The following is a 16,816-nucleotide window of genomic DNA, read 5'->3' as shown; positions in this document are numbered from 1 at the left end:
GCTGTTCGGATGCCTGTGAACCGTCGTACCGTGCTCGCCGCCTCGACCTTGGGGGTTCCCCTCGCCGCGGCCATCGGAGTTCACGGAGCGTCGAAGGCGCGGGCCGAATCCGCGCGCGGTGGATTCGAATTCGGGCTCGGTATCGCCGATCTCACGGGGCCCGCCGCGGAATGCGGCATGATGGGCTACTCACAACTCGAACAGACGACCGCGGGAATTCATCTGCGGCCGCGAGCGCGCGCGTTCGTGATCGAATCGGGTGGAAATCGGGTCGCGTTCGTCGCGGTGGAGAACGGTGCGTTGTTCCAGTCCGTGCACCGGGGTGTACTGCTCGCGCTGGCGCGCCGATTCGGTGATCGGTATACCGAACGAAATGTCGTCCTCACTTCGACTCACACGCATTCCAGTTGTGGCGGTTCCGCGCACGATTACGCCTATACGCTCGCGACGCTCGGATTTCAGCAACAGGTCTACGACACCGAAGTCGACGGCATCGTCGAGGCGATCGCCGCCGCCGACGCCGACCTCGCGCCGGGCACGCTGGCGCTCGGCCGCACCGAATTGCGCGACGCGAGCGTGAACCGTTCGCGGGTGGCCTTCGACCGCAATCCGGCGCAGGACCGCGCGGCTTTCCCGGACGCGATCGATCCGGCGGTCACCACCCTCGTCTTCCGCCGTGGTGCGAAGGAGGTCGGCGCGCTCACCTGGTTCGCCACCCACAACACGTCGATGACCAACAAGAACCGGCTCATCAGCTCCGACAACAAGGGTTACGCCAGCTACGCCGCCGAGCACCTGGAGCACGGCGTGCGCCATCTCGACGGCGAGCCGTCGTATCTGGCCGCGTTCGTGCAGACCAATGCCGGTGACATGTCCCCGAACCTCGCGCTCGCACCGGGCATCGGCCCGACCGACGACGAGTTCGACAACACCCGGATCATCGGCGAACGCCAGTACGCCGCCTCGCGAGCCGCCGCCGACCACGCGGCACCGATGACGAGCGCGATCGATTCGCTGCTGTGCTACGTCGATCTCGCGGCCGTGACGGTCGAGGGCCGTTTCACCCCCGACGGCGCACCGCATCGCACCGCTCCGGCCGCCGCGGGCCTCTCGCTGGCGGCGGGCAGCGTGGAGGACGGCCCCGGCCTGCCCGGCGGACCCATTCCCGAGGGTATACGTAACCCGCTGGTGGACTTTCTCGGCGGAATCGACCATCCCCACCCGGCGTGGCTGGCCGACGCGCAGGCGCCCAAGGCGATCTTCGCCCCGCTCGGATTGATGCCGCCGGTGCCGTGGGTACCGAATGTGGTTCCGCTTCAGCTGATTCGGCTCGGCGACCTCTACGTGGCCGCCGCCGGAGCCGAGTTCACCATCGTCGCCGGCTTGCGGGTGCGACGGGCGGTCGCGCAGGCGCTCGGTGTCGGCGTGGAACAGGTGCTGTTGCAGGGCTATTCGAATGCCTACCACCAGTACGTCACCACGCCGGAGGAGTACGACGCGCAACAGTACGAAGGCGCGTCGACGCTGTTCGGTCGCTACACGTTGTGCGCGTATGTGCAGGAATTCACCAGGCTGGCAGAGGCTTTCGTGGCGGGCGCGGTCCCGGGTCGCGGTCCCGCACCGCGCGACGTCTCCGCCATGCAGCCGAATCTCGCCGCCGCGCCGGGCCCGGACACGACACCGTCCGGCCGGAATTTCGGTGATGTCGTGCGCCAGCCCGAGCGCACCGCTCGGGGCAGCCGGGTGGAGGCCGAATTCGTCTCGGCCCATCCGAAACACAATCCGCGCCGCGGCGGCACCTTCCTCGAGGTGCAGCGCCGAACCGGGAACGGCTGGCTCCGGGTGGCCAACGAGGGGGAGTGGGATGTGCGATTCCACTGGCGGAAACAGGACGCGGCGGTCTCGATCGCCCGTTTCGTCTGGGACATCCCGGTCGGCGCGGAACCGGGAACGCACCGGTTCGTGCACTTCGCCGACGCGCTCGGCGCCGACGGCGTGCTGCGCCCGTTCACCGGGACCAGCGACGAATTCGAGGTGGTCTAGTCCTCGGTGAGACCCACCTGGGCGCCCTTGTCGCCCCGCAGGGCCGACCGCCGCTGCGCCAGCCAGATCGACGAGCCGAGCACGCCGACGAACAGGCCCATCAGGCACACCGGCCGGGCATCAGCCCAGGCCGGGACCACGAAAGCCAGCACGCTGGCCACCGCCCAGGCGGCGAAGCCGATCAGCACAACCGGGCGCGGATCAACCAGGCTTCGCGGCAGGTGCGGCATCTCGCGGCTGACGGGTCCGGCATCCATACCCAAACAGTAGCGCCATGAAACCCATCAGGGGGCACAGCCGTACCGTAGAGTTCTGCACTGTGACAGTGCCATCCGACGTCCGTGCCCTCGCCGGTGATCTCTCGCTGGCGGTTGTGCGGCTCACGAGACACCTGCGCGGCCGCCGTGCCGAAGCGCAGATCTCGCTCACTCAGCTGTCGGCCCTGGCCACCCTCGCTCGCGACGGCGCGATGACGCCCGGCAATCTCGCGGGCAAGGAGCGCGTGCAGCCGCCGTCGATGACCCGCGTGATCGCCTCCCTCGCCGACCTCGAGCTGGTCCAGCGCAGACCGCATCCCACCGACGGGCGCCAGATCATCGTGTCGCTGTCACCGGCGGGCCGGGCGCTGGTCGCCGACGAGACGCACGCGCGCGAGGCCTGGATGACCGAGCAGCTGTCCAACCTGAGCCCGGAACAGCTCGCGGTGCTCGATCAGGCCGTGGCGATCATGAATCAGATCATCGCGGGTTCGGAGTAGTCAGCCCTGCTGCGGTACCACCTCGTGGCCGAGCGGGAACAGCGACAGCGGAACCAGTTTGAGATTGGCCCAGGCGAACGGCAGCCCGATGATCGTCACCGCCAGCGCCACACTGGTGAACACGTGGCCGAGCGCCAGCCACCAGCCGGCGAAGACGAACCAGATGATGTTGCCGAGCAGCGACCCCGCCCCGGCGCTCGGTTTGTCGACGACCGTGCGCCCGAACGGCCACAGCACGTAACCGGCCAGCCGCAACGACGCGATGCCGAACGGGATCGTGACGATCAGGACGAAGCAGATCAGCGCCGCGAACAGGTAGCCGACTGCCATCCAGAACCCGCAGAGCACCACCCACAGAATGTTCAAGATCAACTGAACCAGCTTCATGCTTCCAGCATGCCAGGATGATCCGGTGGCCGAAGTAATTCCCATCGACGATCCCGCCGACCCGCGTGTCGACGACTTTCGCGATCTGTCCTCCGCCGATCGCAGGCCCGACCTGCCCGGCCGCAAGGGACTGGTCATCGCGGAGGGGGTCGTGGTGGTGCAGCGCATGCTCGACTCGCGTTTCACCCCGAGTGCGCTGCTCGGCGTCGCCAAGCGCCACGAGGCCCTCGCCGACGACCTCGCGGGGCTCGATGTGCCGTACTACCAGGCGACGGCCGAGGTGATGGCCCAGGTGGTCGGCTTCCACCTCAATCGCGGTGTGCTCGCGGTCGCGCCGCGCCCGGCCGAGTTGACGGTCGACGAGGTGCTCGACGGTGCGCGCACGGTGGCCGTGCTGGAGGGCGTCAACGATCACGAGAACCTCGGTTCGATGTTCCGCAACGCGGCCGGGCTGGGCGCCGACGCGGTGCTGTTCGGTGACCGCTGCTCCGATCCGCTCTACCGGCGTTCGGTCCGCGTCTCGATGGGCCACGTGCTGCGGGTTCCGTTCGCCCGGATTCCGCAGTGGCCGGGTGGACTGGAGTTGTTGCGGGAGCGCGGTTTTCAGGTCATCGCCCTCACCCCGAATCCGGCGGCGGTGAACCTGGCGACCGCGATGACGGGCGAGCGGGTCGCCCTGCTGCTCGGCGCCGAGGGCCCCGGCCTGACCGAGGAGGCCATGCGCGCCACCGACATTCGCGCACGTATCCCCATGTCGCCCGGCACCGATTCGCTCAATGTCGCCACGGCTGCCGCGATGGCCTTCTATGAACGAGTCCGCACGTCATGAGCCCGGACGGGCCCTGTCGGGCGGGGTCGGGTTCGGTGCCGTGGGCGTTGGGCGGCACGGTGATCGCGCTCGTCGCGGCGCTCGGCGCGGTAGCGGTGTACGCGTTCGGTGTCGCGCTCGCCGATGTGCATCCGCTGCTCGCGATCGCGGTGAACGTGATCGCGGTGGTCGGTGTCGCGCCGACCGTGTGGCGGTGGCGGTGCACGCCGGTCGTGCGCTGGGTGCTCGCGGGGGCGGTGGTCGGCGTGGCGCTCGGCTGGATCGCGCTACTGGTCTACCTGGTCGTCGGCTAGCCGACCGGGCCTGCGCAGCCAGCGGGACAGACCGCGCCGGGGAGGCGCGGTCGACACAGGTTCGGGCGCCCGGCCTTTCGGATACAGCGTGAATCCGCAGACGGGCAGGTCGCCTAGCCTGGGTGCCTCGAGGTAGCGGAAGCCGAGCCAATGAGCATTGGCCGCGTCGGCGAAATCGGGTGGATCGAAGGGCAGCGATTGCGGGCGCGGCCGGTCGTCCCGATCCCACGGCACCGGATGGTCTCCCGCCCAGAACTCGCGCTCCCACACCATGGGCAGTCCCTCGTTCTCCAGGATGTCGACCCTGGTCGAGCTGAACGAGCGCCGGAATTCCCCACGTTCCCAGTGGGCGAACGCGCCCCAGTGCACGGTGGTGTCGAACGAGATCAGGTAGGTGTGTTCGGAAGCGAGCGGGCGCACGAGCAGATCGGGCAATCTGGTCGGCTCGATCAACGCGGCCTCGGCGGTGCACACGACCGTCACCCCGGGATAACACCCGATATAGACCTCGTCGCGATCCGGACCAGCGCAGCCGTCGAGTGTTCCGACCACGATCGGGCGAACATCGTTGTCGGCGTACAGCTCACCCGCCAGTGCCTGCGCGGCACCGGGATCGGACGCGGGCCGCTCGCGCAGGACGGCGGCGGGATCAGCGGTATCGACATACCAGAGCGTGGAAGCCGATTTCACGTGTCACCTCCGACTGTTATCGGAACCCGCGGTGCGGTGGCTGCCGCCGCGCCGGGCGTGCGCTCGACCCTGCTGTCGATCAGCACGGCCCCGAGTTCTCGGGAGAACTCGGGGCCGCCGGTGCACAGTCAGTTGCCGGAGCTGCGTACGCCCAGCAGGACGTCTTCCCAGGACGGCATCGGTGCCTTACCGCGCTTGTTGCGTGGGGGCTTCGGCTTTTCCGGCTCGGGCTTGGCGGCGGGCTTGTCCTGCTGCGCGGCGGGCGGCGCCGGTGTGGCCCGCTCGCTGGGCGCATCGGGGGCCGTCGCCGCCGGAATCGGCGCGGCGGGCTTGGGTGCCGCCGGGATCGGTGCGGTCGGCATCGGTGCGGTAGGCATCGGCGAGGCAGGCATCGGCGTGGCGGGCATGGCCGTCGGCGCAGGCTTGGCCGGAATGGCCGCCGTCCCACCGCCTGCCGCGACCTGACGCTGCTCGTAGTACTCGTCCAGCGCGGGCTGCGGGCGGCTCTGCGGGCGCGGCGCGGGCGTCATCGGCTCACGCGGACGCGGCTCCACCGGAACCGGCGCCTCGACCACCGGGGCCGACGGTGCGGGCATGGTGGCCAGACCACGCAGGGCGCGGCCGAAATCCGGATCGATCAGGTCGTTGGCCGGGTCGTCGAGCGGGGAGACCGAACCGCCGTGCGCGTCGGGCTGGTAGCGCCAGTGCGCGGCGATCTCGGAGTGCCCGTGGCGCCACTGCAATTGCGCGACCCAGAACCCCTTTTCGTCTTTCCAGGCATCCCATTCGGCGTGTTCGATGGTGTGCCCGCGCTCGGCGAAGGCCGCGGTGACGATCTCGTGCAGCGTTTCCAGCGCCGGACCGTCCGGCCGCACCGGATGGGCTTTCTGCGCCAGTTCGGCGGCGCGAGCACGCTCGAGCAGCACCGGATAGGCGAACCGCTCGACTTTGCTCGCCGGCATGCCGGACTCCGCCGTGACCTGCTCGACGGACGCGCCGGCGCGAATACGGGCCTGGATATCTCTAGGACGCATAGACGCTTCCATTTCGATCTCGATCTGGCCGAATCGTGCGAGGTCGCCGCGCGCCGCCGCGCGGAGCTTGTCGTCGGCGGGCAGCCGGAACTTGGTGCCGGACTCGAGGTCGCTGCACACGATGTGCGTGGAGTCGGGCGTCACCCCGATCACTCGAAGTTCACGCACCGTTACCTCCCTATCGCGTCGGCTCCGTCTGTTAGGACACCGCCCACTTTCCTAGACAGTAGTGCACATTACTTGGCCGCGGCAGCAGACACGCACGTCCAAATCGCGCACGCGGGCACCCCGGACGGCTAATCTGATCAGCTCCCCGCGCGAATCCTGGTCGTGTACAGGCGTTTTGGTGATAGATCAACGGCTCGGCGCCGGATGGAATGTCGCGAAGAATGCGAACTTTGCGAAGCGTGTCAACGCTGACGAACGACGTGTGTCAGCGCCGGAGAATACTGAATGGGTTTGCGCCGACCGGGAGTTGCGGGTGCGATTTTTGCGACGAAGGAACAAAAATCGTGCCCGCAACTCCCGGTCTTACAGGGCGCAAACCCCGCGGCGCCGCAGGCGCCGCCAACAACACAGCGCCGCAAAAATTACAGCTGACCGACGACCCAGTCGATCGAACGGGTCAGCTGGGAGACATCTTCCGGGTCGATCGCCGGGAACATGCCCACACGCAGCTGGTTGCGGCCCAGCTTGCGGTACGGCTCGGTGTCGACGATGCCGTTGGCCCGCAGGATCTTCGCCACCTGGGCGGCGTCGACCGAATCGTCGAAGTCGATGGTGCCGACGACCTGCGAACGGTGCGCCGGATCGGTGACGTACGGGGTGGCGAAGGAGCTCTGCTCGGCCCAGGTGTAGAGGCGCGAGGACGAGTCGAGGGTGCGCTTCACGGTCCAGTCCAGGCCGCCGTTGGTGTTCATCCACTCGATCTGGTCGGCGAACAGCAGCAGGGTGGCGATGGCCGGGGTGTTGTAGGTCTGGTCCTTGGTGCTGTTGTCGATGGCGACGGGCAGCGACAGGAATTCCGGGGTCCAGCGACCCGAGGCCTTGATCTCCTCCACGCGGGCCAGCGCGGCCGGGCTCATGATCGCGACCCACAGGCCACCGTCGGCGGCGAAGCACTTCTGCGGGGCGAAGTAGTACACGTCGGAGTCGGCGATGTTCACCGGCAGACCGCCCGCACCGGAGGTGGCGTCGATGGCGATCAGCGCGTTCTCCGAACCGGCCGGACGCGACACCGGGATGGACACACCGGTCGAGGTCTCGTTGTGGGCCCAGCCGATGAGGTCGACGCTCGGGTCCGACACGGGCTCGGGCGCGCTGCCCGGCTCCGACGACACGACGATCGGGTCACCGATGAAGGGGTTGCCCTTGGCGACCGAGGCGAACTTCGAGGAGAACTCGCCGTTGGTCAGGTGCAGCGAATGCTCACGGATCAGGCCGAAGGCGGCCGCGTCCCAGAACGCGGTGGTGCCACCGTTACCGAGCACCACCTCGTAGCCCTCGGGCAGCGAGAACAGCTCGCGCAGGCCGTTGCGCACCCGCGCCACCACGTCCTTGACCGGCTTCTGGCGATGAGAGGTGCCGAAGACCGAGGCGCCGACAGTCACCAGCGACTGCAGCTGCTCCGGGCGGACCTTGGACGGGCCGCAGCCGAACCGTCCGTCGGCGGGCTTGAGGTCGGCGGGAATTGTCGGGAACGCACTGGTCATGCGGGGGAGTTTAGTGGTGGGCGGATGACGGTGGTCGCGGTGGGTGCGGGTCTGTGAGCCGCCCCACGTCGGACCGGGGATCCTGTCGGCGCCCCCGCCCGCCGACAGGCCGGGCGCGCGTGGAAGTGGCCTCTCGGTGCTCCGCCTTAGCGGCGTCCGGATGCTCTGTCCCGCGGGTCACCGGTCCGGGTGCGGGGAATTTGCCCTGGCGCCAACGTAGTTGGCAGTACTCTTCCGCTATGAGTCTGCTCGCGGTCGATTCCGGACGGAACCTGCTCGACCGATGGCTGTGGGTTTTCGGGCGGCGGCCGGGCTTGTTGTCGGAGGGGGCACGCCGGGAACTGCTGCTCAGGGGGTTGCCCGCCAGTGCGACGATCTTGTCGGTGTGGTCGCGCCGCGGTGAGGGTGGCTACCGCTTCAGTGTGCGAGTGCAATTGCCCGACGAACTGCCCTACGACGTGCGGGTGCGGCAACGGATCCGTAGCCAGGACCTGGAATGGATGCGCCCCGGCGACACCATCGGCTGCCGAGTCGACCCCGGCGACCCCGACCGCGTCGTCCTGTACCTCCCCGAACCGACGAAATCCACCCCCGGCTCCACCGCCAAGATCCTCGCCAACGGCCGCCGCGCCGAAGCCACAGTCCTCGCCGTAGCCCCCATAGCCACCGACTACACCGCCCGCGAAGACCCGGTCCTACGCCTCGACCTGGAACTCCGAGCCTGGGACGAACCAACCCCCTGGCGAGTCCGCCTCATCCAACCCGTCCCCTTGACCGCCGTCGGCCAAATAGAACTCGGCACCCGCCTGGAAGCCGCCTTCTTCACCGTCGACCGAGGAAAGTCCGTAGCCCTCGACTTCACCTCCCTGAGCTGACCCGACAACCTCTGCGTTTGTATTCGCGCACATGGCATTCGAGCCCTCGGTAAGAAGAACTACTGTGGTGACGTGATAGTGCGACGCGCAGCGAAGACCGGCCTCCGGGAGCTGTCAGCGATGCCGACATTCTGGGCGGCCGCGACCCTAGGGGTACCTATCTCTGCGGCTGCCGCGATGTTCATTTTCGGGGTTGCGGCAAAGCTTGCCGATACCGCATATCCAGCGGTCGACGTCCCGGCCGGCAGCCTGTTCGGCTTGCTGACGGTGACAGCGGCGTCGGTGATCTGCTTACTCGCGTGGAAAAGAAGTCCGCGTTCGCTGGGCGCAGCGCTCGGCCTGTCGGTGATTCTGCTGTTTTCCGCGCTCTTCTGGGCGCTATCCCTGTGAAGAACGAATTCATGTATCGACGCGAAGAATGGTTCGGTCCAGAGAGTTGTCTGGCCGTCGTGGCGGGGACGGTGTGCCTCTCCCTGCCTTATCTGGTGGCCGACTTACGGGACGCGATATGGCTGATTTGCGCACCGCTGATCCTGGGAATCACCCTCACCGCGATCGGATCGCTCCCTACACCGTGGCGCCCACATGCCCGCCGTACAGGCGTGGGTTTCCTGGCCGCCTTCGCGTGCCTCGCCCTCGGCATCCCGTGCTTCCTGGCAGGACTCGCGACAGCATCGCTACTCTCCTGACCTGGGCTGAAGACTTGTTCACCGCAGGTGAGCCTGCAGGCTCGGAGGTAGACGTGCCGACCGGACTCGCCGGTTGAGCGAACAAAAAACCGGGCACCGATGCGTTCGGTGCCCGGTCGGGGAGTGGGGGTCAGTCGGCGATGGCGGACCAGCCGGCGACTTCCTCCGGCTTGCGGGGGCCCGGCCCGGTGTAGATGGCGGCGGGGCGGACGAGCTTGCCGAGCTGCTTCTGCTCGAGGATGTGGGCGCACCAGCCGGCCGTGCGGCCGCAGGTGAACATGGCGGGCATCATGTGGGCGGGGACCTCGGCGAAATCGAGGATGACCGCGGCCCAGAATTCGACGTTGGTTTCGATGGCGCGGTCGGGGCGGCGTTCGCGCAGTTCGGCGAGGGCGGCCTGTTCGAGGGCGGCGGCTACTTCGTAGCGGGGGGCGGCCAGGCGCTTGGCGGTGGCGCGCAGCACGCGGGCGCGGGGGTCCTCGGCGCGGTAGACGCGGTGGCCGAAGCCCATCAGCTTCTCTTTGCGGTCGAGGATGCCCTTCACCAGAGCCCGTGCGTCGCCGGTCTTTTCGACTTCCTCGATCATCGGGAGCACGCGGGCGGGGGCACCACCGTGCAGCGGACCCGACATGGCGCCGATCGCGCCCGACAGCGACGCCGCCACGTCGGCGCCGGTGGAGGCGATCACGCGGGCGGTGAAGGTCGAGGCGTTCATGCCGTGCTCGGCGGCCGAGACCCAGTAGGCGTCGATGGCCTCGGTGTGGCGCGGGTCCGGGTCACCCTTCCAGCGGGTCATGAACCGCTCGGTGACGGTGGAGCACTCGTCGATCTTGCGCTGCGGAACGGCGGGCTGGTAGATGCCGCGCGCGGACTGCGCCACATACGACAGCGCCATCACCGAGGCACGCGCGAGGTTCTCGCGGGCGGTCTCGTCGTCGATGTCGAGCAGCGGCTCGTAACCCCAGATCGGGGCGAGCATGGCCAGGCCGGCCTGCACGTCGACGCGCACGTCGCCGGTGTGCACGGGCAGCGGGAACGGTTCGGCCGGCGGCAGGCCGCGACCGAACTGGCCGTCGACGAGCAGCGCCCACACGTCACCGAAAGTCACCCGGTTGGCGACCAGATCCTCGATGTCGACGCCGCGATACCGTAGGGCGCCACCGTCCTTGTCGGGCTCGGCGATGTCGGTGGTGAAGGCCACCACGCCTTCCAATCCGCTGACGAAATCCTGTGGTACCGAGCTCGCGGTCATGGTGACTCTCCTTGCAGGGGCAGGCCGATCTTTCGCAACGATAGACCCGCTGGTACTGCGGAGTAACGTCGCCCCTATGCGTGAACTCGACCCGTCCTCGGCGGCCGCGACCGAGCCCGCCGCGCAGCCTTCCGTAACCTTGTCCGACGCCGCGATTTCCGGCGCTGTCGACCTGAGCACGATGCGTGTCGACTACGGCGATCCGCGGGCGGTGCGCACCACCGAACCCGATCTGGACGAGTCGTGGGTGGCCGGTGGCTGGGAGCCGCTGCTGCGCCGCTGGATCGAACAGGCGGGCACCCTCGGGGTGGCCGAACCGAACGCGATGGTGCTGGCCACCGTCTCGCTCGCCGGTCCGGCGCCACGGCCGGTGGCGCGCACGGTGCTGTGTAAAGGCCTCTCGCCCGAGGGTGTCGTCTTCTATACGAACTACGACTCGGCCAAGGGCAATCAGCTCGCCGCCGACCCGTACGCAGCCGCCACCTTCGTCTGGCCGTCGCTGGCCAGGCAGGTGCACGTGCGCGGGGTGACCGAGCGGGTCGCGCCCGAGGTCACCGAGGCGTACTGGCAGACCCGGCCGCGCGAATCCCGGCTCGGCGCCTGGGCCTCGCAGCAGTCGCGGCCCGCGGCCACCCGCGCCGACCTCGATCGCGCCCTGGCCGAGACCACCGCCCGGTTCGCCGATGTCGACGACATCCCGGTTCCGCCGCACTGGGGTGGTTATCTGCTGCGACCCGACGAGGTCGAGTTCTGGCAGGGCAGGCACGGGCGGCTGCACAACCGGATCGTCGTCCGCATCGACGGCGAACGGACGACAGTTCTGCGGCTACAACCCTGACGGTGGGATATCTCACCGAGCGCAAACATGGGACGTTTCAGCGCAACTGGCTAATCTCCGGCGCGTGAAACTGCTCGCCGATACCCGGCCCCTGCGTAATCGCGACTATCGCAGGCTGTGGACGACCAACATCGTCACCGTCATCGGCGCGCAGCTGTCGGTAGTCGCGGTGCCGCAGCAGATCTTTCAGATCACCGGCAGCTCCGGGTACGTGGGTCTGGCCGGACTGTTCGGCCTGATTCCGCTGGTGGTGTTCGGGCTGTGGGGCGGCGCGCTGGCCGACGTGATGGACCGGCGCACCCTGCTCGTCATCACCACCGCGGGCACCGGGGCGACGGCGGTCGCGTTCTGGGTGCAGGCCGCACTCGGCCTGAACAACGTGTGGCTCGTGCTCGGGTTGTTCGCCACCCAGCAGGCGTTCTTCGCGGTCAACCAGCCGACCCGCGGCGCGCTGATCGCCCGGCTGCTGCCGCCCGAGCAGATCGCCGCCGCCAGTTCGCTGAGCATGACGGTGCAGAACGTCGGCATGATCGCCGGACCGGTCCTCGCCGGTGTGCTGATCCCCGTGCTCGGTCTGCCGACGCTGTACCTGCTCGACGCGATCGCCCTGCTCGCCACCCTGTGGGCGGTGTGCCGCCTGCCCGCCTTCCCGCCGAGCGGTGAGCAGCGCCGGGCCGGTCTGCGCGCCGTGATCGACGGCTTCCGCTACCTCACCGGCCAGCGGATCCTGCTCGCCTCCTTCGTCGTCGACATCATCGCCATGGTGTTCGGCATGCCGCGCGCGCTGTTCCCGCAGATCGCGCACGAGACGTTCCACGATCCGGCCGAGGGCGGGGTGGCGCTCGGTCTGTTGTTCGCGGCGATCTCGGCGGGCGCGGTGCTGGGCGGAGTGTTCTCCGGGTGGGTGCCCCGGGTGCGCAGGCAGGGGTTGGCGGTGATCGTGTGCATCGCGATCTGGGGCGTGGCGATGGTCGGTTTCGGCCTCGCGGTCGGGCTGGCCGGGCACCTGTTCGGGCTGGGGGTGTGGTTGTGGATCGCGCTGGCGTTCCTGGCGCTCGGCGGTGCGGTCGACATGGTGTCGGCGGCGTTCCGGACGGCGATGTTGCTCAACGTGTCGACCGACGAGATGCGCGGGCGGCTGCAGGGGGTATTCATCGTGGTTGTCGCCGGTGGACCACGGGTCGGTGATGTTGCCCACGGTTTTGCCGCCGCCAGCCTGGGTACTGCTGTTGCCGCCGCGGGTGGTGGCGTACTCGTGGTGATCGGGGTGCTTCTCGCCGCATTGGCCTTCCCCGCCTTCGTCCGCTACCGCGTGGCTCGCGCGCACGCCGAGGTTGTCGCCGAATAAGTTGGGAGACAAGGAAATACATGGTCGACGCGGGTGGTGGGCGAGTTCGGGCCGTGACCACCGGTTCCGGCCCCGCCGCGCGCCGTGCGAACCCGGATCCGCGCAGGTGGAGCACCTCACCACGGATTCGCCCCGGTGTGAGCACAGCTCAGGCCAACCCTGATTGCTCATCCACGGCCGACAAGAGTTAGCGTTACACCAAGCGCGCCGTCTGCCGACCGCAAACGGCGCACGGTTCGGCGCCGGGTTTCAGGGCTCGGCGAGAATCTCAACTAGCCTGAGAGGGATCCTTCCGTGCCCGCTGAGAACATCACCAACGTCGCCGATGACGCCAAGGCGGTACTGCAGTACCCCGGTGGCGAGTTCCCGATCTCGGTCACCAGGGCCGCAGAGGGCAACGACGGACTCGACTTGGGCAAGCTGCTGGCCAGCACCGGTTACGTCACCTACGACCCCGGTTTCATGAACACCGCGTCGACCAAGTCGGCCATCACCTACATCGACGGCGAAGCGGGCATCCTGCGCTACCGCGGCTACCCGATCGACCAGCTCGCGGGCCGCTCGACCTTCATCGAGGTCAGCTACCTGCTCATCTACGGCGAGCTGCCGACCCAGGCCCAGCTCGACGACTTCACCGATCGCATCCGCCGCCACACCCTGCTGCACGAGGACCTGAAGCGGTTCTTCGACGGCTTCCCGCGCAACGCGCACCCCATGCCGGTGCTGTCGTCCGCGGTGAACGCGCTGTCGGCGTACTACCAGGACTCCCTCGACCCGCGCGATCCCGAGCAGGTCGAGCTGTCGACCATCCGCCTGCTGGCGAAGCTGCCGACCATCGCGGCCTACTCGTACAAGAAGTCGGTCGGTCAGCCGTTCCTCTACCCCGACAACTCGCTGTCGCTGGTCGAGAACTTCCTGCGGATGACCTTCGGCTTCCCGGCCGAACCCTACGAGGTCGACCCCGAGGTCGCCGCCGCGCTCGACATGCTGCTGATCCTGCACGCCGACCACGAGCAGAACTGCTCCACCTCGACCGTGCGCCTCGTCGGCTCCTCCGACGCCAACCTGTTCACCTCGGTGTCCGGCGGCATCAACGCGCTCTGGGGCCCGCTGCACGGCGGCGCCAACCAGGCCGTGCTCGAGATGCTCGACGAGATCAAGGCCAACGGCGGCGACGTCAAGGAATTCATCCGCAAGGTCAAGAACAAGGAAGACGGCGTGAAGCTCATGGGCTTCGGGCACCGCGTCTACCGCAACTACGACCCGCGCGCCACCCTGGTCAAGCAGGCCGCCGACAAGATCCTGTCGAAGATCGGCGGCGACGACCAGCTGCTCGACATCGCCAAGCAGCTCGAAGAGGCCGCCCTCACCGACGACTACTTCGTCTCGCGTCGCCTGTACCCGAACGTCGACTTCTACACCGGCGTCATCTACCGCGCGATGGGCTTCCCGACCCGCATGTTCACCGTGCTGTTCGCCATGGGCCGCCTGCCCGGCTGGATCGCGCACTGGCGCGAAATGCACTCCGAGCCGCTCAAGATCGGCCGCCCGCGCCAGATCTACACCGGCTACGGTGAGCGTGACTACCGCGCGATCGACAACCGCTAGTCATCTGGACAACGCACACTATCGAAGGGGATAGCCCGCAATGACCAAGCCGGAAATCGAATTCCAGGAGGGCCCGCCGCCCTCTCAGCTCGTCATCAAGGACATCGTCGAAGGCGAAGGCGCCGAAGCTGTGCCCGGCGGCACCGTGGAGGTCCACTACGTCGGCGTCGAGTTCGAGACCGGCGAGCAGTTCGATTCCTCCTGGGACCGTGGTGAATCCATCACCTTCCCGCTGCGCGGCCTGATCCAGGGCTGGCAGGACGGTATCCCGGGGATGAAGGTCGGCGGCCGTCGCCAGCTGACCATCCCGCCGGAGCTGGCCTACGGTCCGGTCGGTGCGGGTCACCACCTGTCGGGCAAGACCCTGGTCTTCGTGATCGACCTGCTCGACGCCAACTGAGCTGAGCTACCGACGGCCCGTGTTTCCCTCAGGGAGACACGGGCCGTCGACGTTTCACACCTTGTCGATCGCGGCGGCCAGCCAGCGGTCGTCGACCTTGCGCATGGTCAGTGCGAAGGTGGTGCGCTGCGACCGACCGTCGGGTGCGGTGCCGTTGGTCAGCCGCTGACCGACGATGGCGACGACGACGTACTCGGTGCCCGCGCCGGACCTGGACAGACACTCCGGCTCGCCCTCGACCGTCGAGGACACCTGAGCGGTCTCCATCGCCGCCCGCAGCCCGGCGGCGCCCTCCACGAACTGGTCGTGGAATTCGCCGGTGGAACCGGCCCGCATCTGCTCGAAGTAGCCGTCCAGGTCGCTGTGGTGATAAGTCACCATCAACCGCGTGAACGCGCAGGCCGCGAGGCGGGCCGCCTCCTGGGGCAGGACGGTGGGCTCGCCCGGCAGCGCCACGGGAGCGGCGGGTTCGCGAAACACGGCCACCGCGCCTGCCGAGCCGCCGATCAGGGCCGCGACGAGCACCAGGAGGCCGACGACGATCCAGCCGACACCGGGCGAGCCGCCCGGCGGGCGCACCGGTCCGGTGGGTGCGACATTGTGTGTACCAGAGCCGGTTTCGATCATCCTGCCCCCCTTCCCGCGCGTCAGCTTACGGGCTGCGGCCACCCGTGGCGCGGCGCGGTCGGGCATCGGGGTAATGTGCGGCGAGTGTGACCGGAGCCATAGCTCCCCGTGTGTCTCGTTTCCAATGCGTTGTCCATGACAGTGACTTGAGGGAGATTCTCGATCATGTTCCACCACAAGGTTGTCCGTCACGCGCTGGCCGCCGTGCTGCCCGTCGCCGTCGCGGTGAGCGTGGTCGGTGCCGGGACGGCTTCGGCTGAATCCGATCAGGTGCGCTTCGCGCAGGGGCTGGCCAGCACCGGCGAAGGGTTCAGCACGACTGTCGCCCCGGATCTGCGCACCGTGTCGGCCTCGCTGTCCGAAGGTCGTTTCGTGCTCGGCCCGCAGGGTGTTGTCGTCGAATCGGCCGCGGGCGAGCAGACCGGGCAGATCCCCACCTCGTTCACCACGGCGGGCGGAAACCTCATCTCCCTCGCCACCGAGATCGCCGCCGACGGCCACAGCCTCACGGTGACCCCGCAGCCCACCCCCGCCGCGACGACCGAACTGCGCACCATCGCCACCAACCCCGCCGCCCAGTTCCCCGACCCGGTCCAGAACGCCGCCGCCATCGGCGCGGGCATCGGCCTCATCGCCGCCGCCGTCGTCTGCATCCCGATGATCACCACGATGATCCTCTACCTCCCCTGCGTAGGCCTCGTCGGCCTCCCCAACGCCCTGGTAGGCGCCCTGATCGGCGCCATCGTCGGCGTTGCGGCACCGGATGTGATCCCCCAGGTCCTGCCCTGATCCTGAAAACCCGTGCCGCCCGGTCGACTTCGACCGGGCGGCACGGGTTTCAGCGCATCAGTTCGTCGAACGGTATATCCCCGACGATCACATGCTCGAGCCGAAGCAACCCTTCCCGGTGGATCTGGTGCAGCCGGTACTCACGGGCGTGGGCGTCGAGCCGGAATTCGAGTACCTCGGCGATCCCGAATTTCGTATCGAGCATGACGACCAGGTAGAGCGGAATGCCGACTCGCGCGTACTGCGCCTTCTTGTCGAGGAGGTCCTCGGCGGCTGTCGACGGCGAGGACACCTCGACGACGATCAGCGCATCGCCCGCCTCCGGTTTGTCTCCTGGTTGCTCCAGGCACCGGTAGACCGTCACATCCGGTCGGCGGAAGGTGAATTTCGGGACCCGCCAGAGCACCAGATCGATGTCGGTCTCCACGCGAATGCACGGTTCGGTGCTCGGCAGGTCTTCCATGGCACCTGCCAGGCGCCGGGCGACGCGGTTGTGTTCGGGCGTCGGTGATTCGCAGAGAATGACGTGTCCGTGCACCACCTCGATCACCCGCGAGATGTCCTCGGGAAGCTGACGGTACTGCTCTTCCGTCATCTGGTGGGGTAGCGAGTCCAAGGCCTGGATCGTCATAGGCAGAGCTTACC

General features: G+C 68.3%; 19 protein-coding genes. 11 read left to right on the top strand and 8 right to left on the bottom strand.

Annotated features, from left to right (window positions below):
* The first annotated feature begins 9 nt into the window (after positions 1–9).
* The gene (locus AB0I19_RS12135; RefSeq protein ID WP_357147639.1) at positions 10–2,043 is read left to right on the top strand and encodes a neutral/alkaline non-lysosomal ceramidase N-terminal domain-containing protein; all 2,034 of its coding nucleotides are present in this window, start codon (positions 10–12) and stop codon (positions 2,041–2,043) included.
* On the opposite strand, the gene AB0I19_RS12130 is transcribed toward AB0I19_RS12135, so the two are convergent.
* Positions 2,040–2,300 (bottom strand): DUF2530 domain-containing protein, encoded by a 261-nt coding sequence (locus AB0I19_RS12130; RefSeq protein WP_067492412.1) that lies wholly within the window; start codon positions 2,298–2,300, stop codon positions 2,040–2,042. The genes AB0I19_RS12135 and AB0I19_RS12130 overlap by 4 nt on opposite strands.
* Positions 2,301–2,368: 68 nt before the next feature.
* Between AB0I19_RS12130 and AB0I19_RS12125 the strand changes: the two genes are divergently transcribed.
* Positions 2,369–2,800 carry a MarR family transcriptional regulator gene (locus tag AB0I19_RS12125; protein ID WP_067492414.1) on the top strand — a complete coding sequence of 144 codons (432 nt, stop codon included), beginning with the start codon at positions 2,369–2,371 and terminating at the stop codon, positions 2,798–2,800.
* Here the strand turns inward: AB0I19_RS12125 and AB0I19_RS12120 are convergent, their stop codons facing one another.
* Positions 2,801–3,187: a YccF domain-containing protein gene (locus AB0I19_RS12120; protein ID WP_067492416.1), complete on the bottom strand. Its 387-nt coding sequence runs from the start codon at positions 3,185–3,187 to the stop codon at positions 2,801–2,803. It abuts the gene before it with no gap.
* A 25-nt stretch (positions 3,188–3,212) separates the two neighbouring features.
* Between AB0I19_RS12120 and AB0I19_RS12115 the strand changes: the two genes are divergently transcribed.
* Both AB0I19_RS12115 and AB0I19_RS12110 read left to right on the top strand, forming a co-directional pair.
* A complete protein-coding gene (locus AB0I19_RS12115; protein WP_357147634.1) occupies positions 3,213–4,016 on the top strand; it encodes an RNA methyltransferase in 804 nt (267 codons plus the stop codon).
* Positions 4,013–4,309 (top strand): DUF2537 domain-containing protein, encoded by a 297-nt coding sequence (locus AB0I19_RS12110; RefSeq protein ID WP_067492420.1) that lies wholly within the window; start codon positions 4,013–4,015, stop codon positions 4,307–4,309. The genes AB0I19_RS12115 and AB0I19_RS12110 overlap by 4 nt, the downstream gene beginning before the upstream one ends.
* On the opposite strand, the gene AB0I19_RS12105 is transcribed toward AB0I19_RS12110, so the two are convergent.
* The 3 genes from AB0I19_RS12105 to serC all read right to left on the bottom strand — a co-directional run bounded on the left by AB0I19_RS12105 (position 4,283) and on the right by serC (position 7,745).
* Entirely contained in the window at positions 4,283–4,999 is a 717-nt protein-coding gene (locus tag AB0I19_RS12105; RefSeq protein WP_357147631.1) for a hypothetical protein, read from the bottom strand. The genes AB0I19_RS12110 and AB0I19_RS12105 overlap by 27 nt on opposite strands.
* 128 nt (positions 5,000–5,127) lie before the next feature.
* Positions 5,128–6,201, bottom strand: a complete 1,074-nt coding sequence (gene sepH / locus AB0I19_RS12100) for a septation protein SepH (protein ID WP_357147629.1) — start codon at positions 6,199–6,201, stop codon at positions 5,128–5,130.
* A gap of 422 nt (positions 6,202–6,623) precedes the next feature.
* On the bottom strand, positions 6,624–7,745 hold the full coding sequence (gene serC, locus AB0I19_RS12095) for a phosphoserine transaminase (RefSeq protein WP_357147626.1): 1,122 nt from the start codon (positions 7,743–7,745) through the stop codon (positions 6,624–6,626).
* Positions 7,746–7,984: 239 nt separating this feature from the next.
* Here serC and AB0I19_RS12090 point away from each other — a divergent pair, with 239 nt between their 5' ends.
* Both AB0I19_RS12090 and AB0I19_RS12085 read left to right on the top strand, forming a co-directional pair.
* Positions 7,985–8,620, top strand: coding sequence for a hypothetical protein (locus AB0I19_RS12090; RefSeq protein WP_357147623.1), 636 nt, complete (start codon positions 7,985–7,987; stop codon positions 8,618–8,620).
* 120 nt (positions 8,621–8,740) lie between these two features.
* Complete coding sequence (locus tag AB0I19_RS12085; protein WP_357147620.1) at positions 8,741–9,010, top strand: hypothetical protein; 270 nt, start codon at positions 8,741–8,743, stop codon at positions 9,008–9,010.
* A 429-nt stretch (positions 9,011–9,439) separates the two neighbouring features.
* On the opposite strand, the gene AB0I19_RS12080 is transcribed toward AB0I19_RS12085, so the two are convergent.
* Positions 9,440–10,561 (bottom strand): citrate synthase 2, encoded by a 1,122-nt coding sequence (locus AB0I19_RS12080; protein ID WP_067492434.1) that lies wholly within the window; start codon positions 10,559–10,561, stop codon positions 9,440–9,442.
* Positions 10,562–10,637: 76 nt separating this feature from the next.
* Here AB0I19_RS12080 and pdxH point away from each other — a divergent pair, with 76 nt between their 5' ends.
* The 4 genes from pdxH to AB0I19_RS12060 all read left to right on the top strand — a co-directional run bounded on the left by pdxH (position 10,638) and on the right by AB0I19_RS12060 (position 14,755).
* Complete coding sequence (pdxH, locus tag AB0I19_RS12075; RefSeq protein ID WP_357147617.1) at positions 10,638–11,399, top strand: pyridoxamine 5'-phosphate oxidase; 762 nt, start codon at positions 10,638–10,640, stop codon at positions 11,397–11,399.
* 64 nt (positions 11,400–11,463) lie between these two features.
* The gene (locus tag AB0I19_RS12070) at positions 11,464–12,747 is read left to right on the top strand and encodes an MFS transporter (protein WP_357147614.1); all 1,284 of its coding nucleotides are present in this window, start codon (positions 11,464–11,466) and stop codon (positions 12,745–12,747) included.
* Positions 12,748–13,041: 294 nt separating this feature from the next.
* On the top strand, positions 13,042–14,355 hold the full coding sequence (locus AB0I19_RS12065) for a citrate synthase (RefSeq protein WP_084457266.1): 1,314 nt from the start codon (positions 13,042–13,044) through the stop codon (positions 14,353–14,355).
* A gap of 40 nt (positions 14,356–14,395) precedes the next feature.
* Positions 14,396–14,755, top strand: a complete 360-nt coding sequence (locus AB0I19_RS12060) for an FKBP-type peptidyl-prolyl cis-trans isomerase (protein WP_357147611.1) — start codon at positions 14,396–14,398, stop codon at positions 14,753–14,755.
* 54 nt (positions 14,756–14,809) lie between these two features.
* Here AB0I19_RS12060 and AB0I19_RS12055 read toward each other — a convergent pair whose 3' ends face one another.
* Positions 14,810–15,382, bottom strand: a complete 573-nt coding sequence (locus AB0I19_RS12055; RefSeq protein ID WP_357147608.1) for a hypothetical protein — start codon at positions 15,380–15,382, stop codon at positions 14,810–14,812.
* A gap of 165 nt (positions 15,383–15,547) precedes the next feature.
* Between AB0I19_RS12055 and AB0I19_RS12050 the strand changes: the two genes are divergently transcribed.
* Positions 15,548–16,171 carry a hypothetical protein gene (locus AB0I19_RS12050; protein WP_357147605.1) on the top strand — a complete coding sequence of 208 codons (624 nt, stop codon included), beginning with the start codon at positions 15,548–15,550 and terminating at the stop codon, positions 16,169–16,171.
* Positions 16,172–16,220: 49 nt separating this feature from the next.
* Here the strand turns inward: AB0I19_RS12050 and AB0I19_RS12045 are convergent, their stop codons facing one another.
* On the bottom strand, positions 16,221–16,802 hold the full coding sequence (locus AB0I19_RS12045; protein ID WP_357147602.1) for a Uma2 family endonuclease: 582 nt from the start codon (positions 16,800–16,802) through the stop codon (positions 16,221–16,223).
* Between the last annotated feature and the right edge of the window lie 14 nt (positions 16,803–16,816).

It is taken from the genome of Nocardia sp. NPDC050413 (assembly GCF_040655475.1).
GTDB lineage: Bacteria > Actinomycetota > Actinomycetes > Mycobacteriales > Mycobacteriaceae > Nocardia > Nocardia coubleae.
The sequence above is the reverse complement of the archived record's forward strand: the minus strand, read 5'-3'. Positions and strand labels throughout refer to the sequence as shown.

Excerpts from the sequence above, each read along its gene's own strand:
- AB0I19_RS12135 (WP_357147639.1), top strand. The coding sequence starts at position 10 with ATGCCTGTGAACCGTCGTACCGTGCTCGCCGCCTCGACCTTGGGGGTT.
- AB0I19_RS12130 (WP_067492412.1), bottom strand. The coding sequence starts at position 2,300 with ATGGATGCCGGACCCGTCAGCCGCGAGATGCCGCACCTGCCGCGAAGC.
- AB0I19_RS12120 (WP_067492416.1), bottom strand. The coding sequence starts at position 3,187 with ATGAAGCTGGTTCAGTTGATCTTGAACATTCTGTGGGTGGTGCTCTGC.
- AB0I19_RS12110 (WP_067492420.1), top strand. The coding sequence starts at position 4,013 with ATGAGCCCGGACGGGCCCTGTCGGGCGGGGTCGGGTTCGGTGCCGTGG.
- serC (WP_357147626.1), bottom strand. The coding sequence starts at position 7,745 with ATGACCAGTGCGTTCCCGACAATTCCCGCCGACCTCAAGCCCGCCGAC.
- AB0I19_RS12090 (WP_357147623.1), top strand. The coding sequence starts at position 7,985 with ATGAGTCTGCTCGCGGTCGATTCCGGACGGAACCTGCTCGACCGATGG.
- AB0I19_RS12085 (WP_357147620.1), top strand. The coding sequence starts at position 8,741 with ATGCCGACATTCTGGGCGGCCGCGACCCTAGGGGTACCTATCTCTGCG.
- AB0I19_RS12080 (WP_067492434.1), bottom strand. The coding sequence starts at position 10,561 with ATGACCGCGAGCTCGGTACCACAGGATTTCGTCAGCGGATTGGAAGGC.
- pdxH (WP_357147617.1), top strand. The coding sequence starts at position 10,638 with ATGCGTGAACTCGACCCGTCCTCGGCGGCCGCGACCGAGCCCGCCGCG.
- AB0I19_RS12060 (WP_357147611.1), top strand. The coding sequence starts at position 14,396 with ATGACCAAGCCGGAAATCGAATTCCAGGAGGGCCCGCCGCCCTCTCAG.
- AB0I19_RS12055 (WP_357147608.1), bottom strand. The coding sequence starts at position 15,382 with ATGATCGAAACCGGCTCTGGTACACACAATGTCGCACCCACCGGACCG.
- AB0I19_RS12050 (WP_357147605.1), top strand. The coding sequence starts at position 15,548 with ATGTTCCACCACAAGGTTGTCCGTCACGCGCTGGCCGCCGTGCTGCCC.
- AB0I19_RS12045 (WP_357147602.1), bottom strand. The coding sequence starts at position 16,802 with ATGACGATCCAGGCCTTGGACTCGCTACCCCACCAGATGACGGAAGAG.